We start from the raw sequence: 8,255 nt of genomic DNA, 5'->3' as shown, positions 1-8,255 counted from the left end.
GTGTGGAGCTTTCCGAAGAACGCGCCCGCCACGGCAAATCCGTAGGGCTGCGGGTTGTCGGCCTGGCCGACCTGCCGGCCAGGAGGTTCAGGTTCATCAATACGGAGCAGGTCTTTGAACACCTGACGGAACCCAGGCTGGTGCTCGAGAAACTGCGCGATGCCCTGTCAGGAGACGGGGTCATCAAGATCAGCGTTCCCAACGCGGCTGCCGCGCTGAAAAAAATCAGCCAGGGGAAAGATTTCGGCGCGCTGTCGCCCGACGACCAGATGCCCATTGCCCCGCTCGAACACATCAACGCGTTCAGCCATGAATCGCTCGTCGCCTTCGGAAAAGAGTTTGGCCTGAAACCGCTGCGCCCCAAACTCTATCGGCTGTACAACAGTGCCTCGGGCCTGCTTCAGCCCAAAAATCTGGCGCGGGTTATTGCCCGGCCTGTCTACCGGCATATTTTTCCGGGCACCACATTCATCTATTTTGTGCGCGCCTAGCGCTGCGGCTTCATTTTTGGCGGGCTTGGCCGTAGGACGGCGCCGGAAGACGGCCGAGCGGTGCCGCACGGCCTTTAAGATAAAAAAAGCCGCACCGCATGTCGCGGTCCGGCCTGCTTCAGGTTGATTCAGAAAGCGAGGCACCCCATGCTGATCAAAAAAACCATCACCATCGCCGCAACGGCCACTGCCATGTTTCTGGCCGGCGGTCTTGCCCTTGCCGCACAAACAACAGATGCCGGTGTGAGCACCACGGCCGGGAATCCGGAAGGCGCAAAGCTGGCGAGCCGCTACAGCGCATTTGCCGGCTCACCCCAAAACGCCGAGTCACTGGTTGAGGGGTTGCGCACGGGCACACCGATCTCGCTGAGCCCCAGCCCGACCGGACCCAACGCCACCGCGCCAGCCGCAAGCCTTTCGCCGGCCACCGGAAAAATGGGTTACGGCAACATCAATATTGCCCTTGCGCTGGCCAAGACTTCGCTGGCCAAACAAGGCATCACCAACCCTACGCCTTCACAGCTCTCGGCCACACTGGGCGGCTTACTGTCCCAGAAGGCCGACGGCATTGGCTGGGGCCAGATTGCCAACAGCATGGGCGTGAAACTGGGCGCCGTCGTGAGCGCTTCGCATACCTCCAAAAGTGGCAAGAAAGCCAATGACAGCGTCCATGCCKTTCATGCCAGCAATGTCGCCACGGCTCACGCCTCCAGCAAAGGCCTGGGCGCCGGAAAAGAGTCCGGTAAAAGCGGCAGCAACGGCAATGGCGGCCAGRGTGGAGGCAATGGAGGCGGCCACGGCGGTGGTAATGGCGGAGGCAACGGTGGCGGAAATGGTGGAAAGTAACGCGCGCATCTGTTCAACCGCGTGCCGCTAAACCACAAGCACCTGCGCAAGGCAGCTGCATCGCTATCGATTTAATAGCTGCTTGCGCTCGCCCTGTCTGGCCTGCGGGCTCTTTTCCCGTAAGAACAGCAGCAACCCCCTCAACGCTTGCCCAATGTTCGCGCAGGCCGGGGCGCATGCCAGATGGGCCCGATGCGGGCCCCCGCTTTCGCGTCACTGAAGTCCAGTTGCGCGGGCATCGCGCCATGCTGGATTCGCGTCATGCCAACACCTTTCTTCGCTGGCCAAAATCATCAATCTGTTACATCAAGAAACATTTAGCAGGAATTGACGTTTGCCAGGTGCAAATCCAGTGCAGGCTTCCCGGCGCTGCCAGCGTCTTCGAGTAAAAATCCCAACCACGGCCAGTTCTCGCCTGTAGCGTCCACGTTGAATACTCACGAAGCACATCATTTTGGCCGCGTTTTCATGAAAAAATTCCGCTTTTAAAGAGCCCTCGGCTTGACTTGCGGACGCCAGTCGTCGACATTGTTAACACTTTGTAACACGCGGTGTTAGCCAAAGACAGAGCGCAAAAATACCTCTTGTCAGACAGCTGGCGCCACAACGCGATGCGGGCACCTTATGAAACTTCAACAGCTCTTTGGACTGAAAAGCCAGCCAAAAACGGCCTCAAGCGCCACCCACCCCGAATCGGAAGTCTCTGTCCCCGGCGACGAACACTCCACCATCGGCGTGCGGCAGCAGCTCATTCAGGTGCTGTTGCGGGACACCGCCCGGCGGGCGGGCATTCCGTCGAACTGGCTGGACTGCCAGATGTTGCTGACCGCCAACCCCACACGCGGCGAAGGCATGTACCTGCGCATCATCATGAAGCAGTGGGACCTGCGCCTGCTGACCTACGCGGCGGCTTTCCAGAAAGTATTGATGGCGGACATCATGCGTTTTGAGCCGCGCGCCAGTGACTGGCTCCACGGCATTTCATGGCAGCTTGACGGCGGCGACAGCTGCCCCCATCAGGAAATGCCCGACCCCACCATCTGGATGCAAAGCCCCACCCGGCCGCGCAGCGGCTATGCGCCACGCGCGCCCGTGGAACCGGCTGCGCCCGGAGCGCCCGCGCTGGCACAAAGCCCGGCGCACTAGGCGCACCACCAGGCGCCACCAGGGCCAGGCAGCAGGCACCCATCCCGGGTGCCGGCGACAGGCTCAATACGAGCCGATGTAATCTTTTTTGCCGACTTCCACGCCGTTGTGGCGGAGGATGGCGTATGCCGTGGTGGTGTGAAAAAAGAAATGCGGCAGGCCGTAATTCAGCAAGTAGGACTGGCCGGTAAAGCGCTTTTCCTTGGGCGTGCCGGCTTGCGTGACGATCTCCCGCGTGGCGGCCCCATCAAATTTCGCCACGTCCAGGCCTTCAACGAAGGCAAGGATGGTGTCAATACGCGCCTGCAGTTCGGCAAACGTCGTTTCCTTGTCTTCGATCTTCGGCACTTCCACACCGGCCAGCCGGGCCGACACGCTCTTGGCGAAATCGCTGGCCACTTGCACCTGACGCAGCAAGGGGAACATGTCAGGGAAAAGACGGGCCTGCAGCAAGGCATTCGGGTCGATGTTTTTGGCGGAAGCGTGGGCTTCGGCCTTGGCCAGGACGCCCTTGAGGCCACCCAGCATCTGCTTGAAAACGGGGATGGACGTGGTGTAGATGCTGCTGGTCATGAAATGCTTTCGGTAAAGGAATGGAGATAGCCTGCCGCGCCCTGCACGCGGCGCCCTGCATTCTCGCCGGATTGCGGCCGGAATGCGCGCAGCCCGCCAATGGCCTTTGAGGACGGCGAAGGCCTTCGCAAAATAGTATGCTGTCATACCAATTTCCGCCCTCCCCAAAAGGCCCCACCATGAACGCCCCTCTCCCCGCCGCCACCCGCCAGTCCGTGCAGGCCGCCGACCTCGCCGCCCTGCCGCTGATAGAAAAATGGGTGTCTTTTGCCTCCGTCTCGCGCGACAGCAACCTGCCCCTTCTTGACTGGACGCAGGCACGGCTTGAGGCACTGGGCATTGAATGCCGGCGCACTTATGACGACAGCGGCAAGAAAGCCAACCTGTGGGCCACCCTGCCTGCCGAAAACGGCGAAACCAAGGTGGGCGGCATCGTGCTGTCGGGCCATACCGACGTGGTGCCGGTGGACGGCCAGCCCTGGGACACCGACCCGTTCGCAGCGCAAGTCATTGGCGGCAAGCTCTATGGCCGCGGCGTGACCGATATGAAAAGCTATGGCGCCACCGCGCTGATGATGGTGCCCGAGCTGCTCAAGCGCAAACTCAAGCGCCCGGTTCACCTGGCCTTCAGCTACGACGAGGAAGTCGGCTGCATCGGCGTGCGCCGCCTGATTGCCGACATGGTGGAGCAGGGTTACAAGCCTGCGGGCTGCATTGTGGGCGAACCCACCGGCATGCAGGTGGTGATTGCGCACAAGGGCAAGCATGCCTACAAGCCGTCGGTGCGCGGTTTTGAAGCGCATTCATCGCTCACGCCGCTGGGCGTGAACGCGGTGGAGATCGCCTGCGAATTTGTGGCCCACCTCAAGACCATGCACAGGCGACTGGTCAAGGAAGGCCCGTTTGACCCGATCTACGACGTGCCGCATACCACCATCCACACCGGGGTGATTGCCGGCGGCACCGCGCTCAACATCATCCCGCGCGACTGCGATGTGACCTGGGAGATCCGCCACCATCACATGAATTCGCCCGATGCACTGTTCAACGAAGCCAGAGCTTTTGCCGACAGCCTGGTGCCGGCCATGCAGGCGGTGGCGGCTGACACCGGCATCACCCACAAACTCAATTCGGTGCTGCCCGGTTTTGCGACGGAAGCCGACAGCGAAATCGCCCAGTTGTGCTTCAGGTGCGCGGATGTAGATGCCAACTCGGGCGCCGGCAAGGTTTCCTTTGGCACGGAAGCTGCGTTGTTCCACCAGGCCGGTGTGCCGACCATCGTGTGCGGCCCCGGCCATATCGCGCAGGCACACCAGCCGAACGAATGGATCACGCTGGAGCAACTGGCCTGGTGCGAGCGCTTCATGCGCCGCCTGGCCGACGAGCTCTGCATAAATCCGTCGTGAGCCCGTCCTGAACTGACCACTGCACCCCTACCTCACCCGAAAGAACACATGATGCAACGCAGAGATTTCCTGGGCACCAGCCTGGCACTGACCGCAGGCAGCGCACTGGCGCAGGCCAACCCCAAAATCGCGCGCATCGTGGTGCCTTTTGCACCGGGCGGCGTGCAGGACATCCTGGCCCGGTCCATCTCCACCGAGCTCGGCCTTGCACTGGGCCAAACCGTGATTGTGGAAAACCGTCCCGGCGCGGGCGGCACCGTGGGCACGGGTTATGTCGCCAAGTCCCCGCCCGACAGCGGTGCGATGGTGCTGGCGGCCGCCAGCCACAACATCGCCGGTACGCTCTACACCAAACTCGCCTACGACCCGCAAAAAGACTTTACGCCCATGGCGCATATCGGCACGGCCGACTACGTGCTGATGATCCACCCCGAGGTGCCCGCCAAAACCGCGGCCGAATACATCCGCTACGCCAAGGCCAACCCGGGCAAGATGAACTACGCGACGGCAGGCGTTGGCAGCGCCACGCATCTTTCCATGGCGTATTTCAACGGCCTGGCCGGCATCGACGTGGTGCATGTGCCGCTCAAAGCCACGGGCGAAGCCATCAATGAAGTGATCTCGGGCCGTGCACAGGCCGTGATTGCCGCCAGCATTGGTGCGCTGGCTTTCGCCAAGGACAGCCGCATCCGGTTGATCGGCGTGACCTCACCCAAGCGTTCCAGATACCTGCCCGAAGTCCCCACCATCGCCGAAAGCGGCTTGCCGGGCTACCAGTTTGACTCGTGGTTTGGCCTGCTGGGCCCTGCCGGCACACCCGCAGCCGACGTCAACCGTGTCAACGCGGCCATCGCGAAACTGCTCAAGGACCCCGTCATCCTTGAGCGCCTGGACAAGCAGGGCATCGAGCCCCTGGCCCTGAGCAACGCCGACTTTGCCAAGCTGCTGGCAGTGGACTACAAGCGCATGGCCGAGGTCGTGAAGGCCTCGGGTGCCAAGGTCGAATAGCGCCAGCACTTCGCCGCCGGCCTATGGCAGCGTGACGCCGGCCACGGAGGCCAGGTATTTTTCCAGCACGGCCAGCTCGGGCACGGTGGGGGCGCCTTTGCCCGCGATGACGGCGTAAATGTGTCCCCTGAAACTGCCGCGCGGATAGTAGCTGAGATAACCCCAGCCGATCAGCATCTGGCTGCACACACCCGGCGCCAGCGTGGCACTGGCGGTGCCCGCCTGCACCGAATTGATACGCAGCCTCTGCGCACCGGGTGCAGAGGTGAGCGCCATCACGGCAGGCACACCCGCTGGGAGTTTCGTGGCGCTGGTCAGCTGCACGGTCTGCCCCGCCGAGTCCACCCATTTGGCATACGGCTGGCTGTTGGTGAAACCCAGGTCCGAGGTGTAGAGCGTCTCGGTCTTTGAGGCCTGGAAAACCACGCCGGTATTGATTGCCCCCGGAACACTGACCGCGGCAAGGGCGAAATGGGGATCTTCAATGTTGTAGGGCACGCGGTTTTTCGGATTGGGCTGGATGCCGGCCATCGGCACTGATTTTTTGCACCAGAAGCCCGCCGTGTCGTAAACACTGTGGTCCGAATATTTTTTGCCCCCGGCATTGACGCGCATCACCGGCGGCGCCATCGTGCCCATGTTGGGGCCGTCCCTGTTGATCCAGTTGATCATCTCCATGGCATTGCCGGCACTGGAGCCGTAGCCCGAATCCGACACCGCGCGTACCGCCTGCCCGGCCGCGGCGGGCGCACCCAGCAGGTAGTCGGTGTAGCCGTGGGTCATGTCCCATTTGCAGGCGTTGTATTTCGCGATGATGGCCAGCGCGGCATCGGCCAGGCTGGTAGCAGCGTAGGCCACCGGATCGGTCAGCGAGAACACCTTGCGCGGCGGCGGCACCTGGCCCGACAGCTGGCCGCCGCTGGTATAGGTCAGCGTAGCCACCCGATTGGCTGCCGGCGTGAAGGTAAAGGTGTCCTGGCCGTTGGCCCCCGCAGGAATGACAAGGCTGGACTTGCTCAGCGTGCCTCCGTTGTTGGAGGCCACGGTCAACGTCACGGGTTGTGCCAGATTGCCGCGGGCATAAACCGTGAACGTCAGCGGCGCGCCGGCGGGTGAATAGCCAGGACCGTCGTCGTACACGGTGGCCTGCACAATACCCACCGCAGCCTTCATCGGCCCCGAGACCAGCGGCTCGAGCGTGCGGTTCTGGTGCCAGCCCGGCACATGGTTGATGGCGTAGTTGTGGATGGGCCAGTGGTTGCCGCCCATCCAGCTATAGACCTCGCAGTTGACCTGGCGCGCATAGTTGATGGCCTGGGCAAACATGGTTTGCCAGCGCGTGTCGTCAATCGGCATGCCGATCTCGGTGAGCGCCAGCTTCGCACCCCGGGCCTGTACCCAGTCGGCCGCAATCTTCAGGCGGTCCATGCCCGTGGAAGCCTTGATGGGGCCAACACCAAAACCCGCGCTGTAGTTCTTGGCGACTTCCGTGTCGTAATCGAAAGAGGCACCGTTGCCGAAGGCATCAAGGTAGACGTGGACTTCATACACAAGATTGGCGCCCGTGACCGGAAAGCCCGGGTTCTTGGTGCCCAGCGATATGGCCGCGCTGTACTGGTTGCCGCCCACATAAATGGGGTTGATGGGGTCTATGGCCCGGATCGCATTGATGGCAGCCTGCGAATAAGCCGCCATGATCGCCAGGTCTTCACCACCCTTCACGGTTTCTTCATCCGAGGCGATAAGGCCACCCGGCTTGGGCAGGTCGTGCGGTTCGTTCATGAGGCCATAGCCGCCGAAGCCGGGGTGGCTCTTCCACTTCGTGGCGGCACGCGCCCAGAAATCCGCAAACTGGGACTGCTTGAGCGTGGCGCCTGCGGTCAGCGAAAAAATCCTCACCTGCACCTGGCTTGCATCGGTGGTGTAGGGCCGCAGCAGCGGGTCGGACGGCACGGTCAGGCCAAGTACGGATCCGTCGGCCTGAAATTTGAAATCCTGGTAGCGCCCGTAGTTATGGTTGTCGATGATGCACTTCATACCCGCCGCCGCATGGGCATCCAGCACACCGGTGATATAGGCTTCATACGCAGCGTGGAAAACACCCGGATTGCCGATCGCCGCTTTGGCCGCAGCGTTGGCCACTGTGTCATGCAGCATGGGCTGCAGCAGCTCCCATTGAATGGGCAGCCTGTTTTTGGTGAAGCCGCAGGCGGCGAGATAATCCACGTCGGCCTTGCGCGGCACGGTGAAATGGATGTTGGTTGCAGAACTCGTGTTGCGCCGCAAGCCGGTTTTTGCCCATTCCATGCCGGAGAGATTGGTCCCCATCGCTGGCGAGCCGGCCGCAGCAAGAGGCGCTGCGGCCTGGGCAAGCCGGGCCGTCATGAAAGGCCCAAAGGCGGCCAACGCGCCCGCCGCCACGGCGGCCTGTGAAAATTCACGTCTATGCATCGGGGTGCGCTCCTGTTCGTCCAAAGACCTCAGGTTAAACCCCGTATTGCGGCTTCATTACAGTTTGAATCAACACAGTGTCCCGCTTACATTTCGGCCCCTGTCAGGCCTGACAGGTTACCGGCGCAGTGCAAGCAAGAGACAGCGAGGTCAGCGACAATAGCCGCAGATAATTTCTTACCGTCATTGCGCCCCGCCCTGGTGCGTTTTCAATGGCGGTTTTAACAGTGCCGTTTGGGTGCAAGGCCTTCCACCTTGTTACTGATACACAAAGCGGCTTGACTTCATTTCATTCATGACAAAAAGTTTCTTCCGGGCAKCCCTGGTGCTGGGT

General features: G+C 61.9%; 7 protein-coding genes. 5 read left to right on the top strand and 2 right to left on the bottom strand.

Translation table 11 applies throughout. From position 1 onward, the window contains the following. The 3 genes from AC1DWI_RS07530 to AC1DWI_RS07520 form a co-directional block, all read left to right on the top strand. The coding region (locus tag AC1DWI_RS07530; protein ID WP_477724614.1) for a methyltransferase domain-containing protein at positions 1-491 on the top strand (491 nt) is incomplete at its 5' end. 147 nt (positions 492-638) lie between these two features. After that, positions 639-1,337, top strand: a complete 699-nt coding sequence (locus AC1DWI_RS07525) for a hypothetical protein (RefSeq protein ID WP_477724613.1) — start codon at positions 639-641, stop codon at positions 1,335-1,337. 624 nt (positions 1,338-1,961) lie between these two features. Next, positions 1,962-2,483: a hypothetical protein gene (locus AC1DWI_RS07520; RefSeq protein WP_457279177.1), complete on the top strand. Its 522-nt coding sequence runs from the start codon at positions 1,962-1,964 to the stop codon at positions 2,481-2,483. A gap of 63 nt (positions 2,484-2,546) precedes the next feature. On the opposite strand, the gene AC1DWI_RS07515 is transcribed toward AC1DWI_RS07520, so the two are convergent. Continuing rightward, positions 2,547-3,056, bottom strand: a complete 510-nt coding sequence (locus AC1DWI_RS07515) for a DUF1993 domain-containing protein (RefSeq protein WP_477671496.1) — start codon at positions 3,054-3,056, stop codon at positions 2,547-2,549. A 179-nt stretch (positions 3,057-3,235) separates the two neighbouring features. On the opposite strand from AC1DWI_RS07515, the gene argE reads away from it, so the two are divergent. Both argE and AC1DWI_RS07505 read left to right on the top strand, forming a co-directional pair. Then, the gene (gene argE, locus AC1DWI_RS07510) at positions 3,236-4,462 is read left to right on the top strand and encodes an acetylornithine deacetylase (protein ID WP_477724612.1); all 1,227 of its coding nucleotides are present in this window, start codon (positions 3,236-3,238) and stop codon (positions 4,460-4,462) included. A gap of 48 nt (positions 4,463-4,510) precedes the next feature. Further along, positions 4,511-5,470 carry a tripartite tricarboxylate transporter substrate binding protein gene (locus AC1DWI_RS07505; RefSeq protein ID WP_457279180.1) on the top strand — a complete coding sequence of 320 codons (960 nt, stop codon included), beginning with the start codon at positions 4,511-4,513 and terminating at the stop codon, positions 5,468-5,470. A gap of 21 nt (positions 5,471-5,491) precedes the next feature. Here the strand turns inward: AC1DWI_RS07505 and AC1DWI_RS07500 are convergent, their stop codons facing one another. Beyond that, positions 5,492-7,921 carry a cellulase family glycosylhydrolase gene (locus tag AC1DWI_RS07500; protein ID WP_477671494.1) on the bottom strand — a complete coding sequence of 810 codons (2,430 nt, stop codon included), beginning with the start codon at positions 7,919-7,921 and terminating at the stop codon, positions 5,492-5,494. Positions 7,922-8,255 lie beyond the last annotated feature (334 nt).

It is taken from the genome of Polaromonas sp. P3_C2, from assembly GCF_056402675.1.
Note: the sequence above shows the minus strand (reverse complement) of the source record. Positions and strands in the feature narration are given on the sequence as shown.

What these genes read in the sequence shown, in the direction of transcription:
- AC1DWI_RS07515 (WP_477671496.1), bottom strand. Translation starts at nt 3,056, where the DNA reads ATGACCAGCAGCATCTACACCACGTCCATCCCCGTTTTCAAGCAGATG.
- AC1DWI_RS07505 (WP_457279180.1), top strand. Translation starts at nt 4,511, where the DNA reads ATGATGCAACGCAGAGATTTCCTGGGCACCAGCCTGGCACTGACCGCA.
- AC1DWI_RS07500 (WP_477671494.1), bottom strand. Translation starts at nt 7,921, where the DNA reads ATGCATAGACGTGAATTTTCACAGGCCGCCGTGGCGGCGGGCGCGTTG.
- argE (WP_477724612.1), top strand. Translation starts at nt 3,236, where the DNA reads ATGAACGCCCCTCTCCCCGCCGCCACCCGCCAGTCCGTGCAGGCCGCC.
- AC1DWI_RS07520 (WP_457279177.1), top strand. Translation starts at nt 1,962, where the DNA reads ATGAAACTTCAACAGCTCTTTGGACTGAAAAGCCAGCCAAAAACGGCC.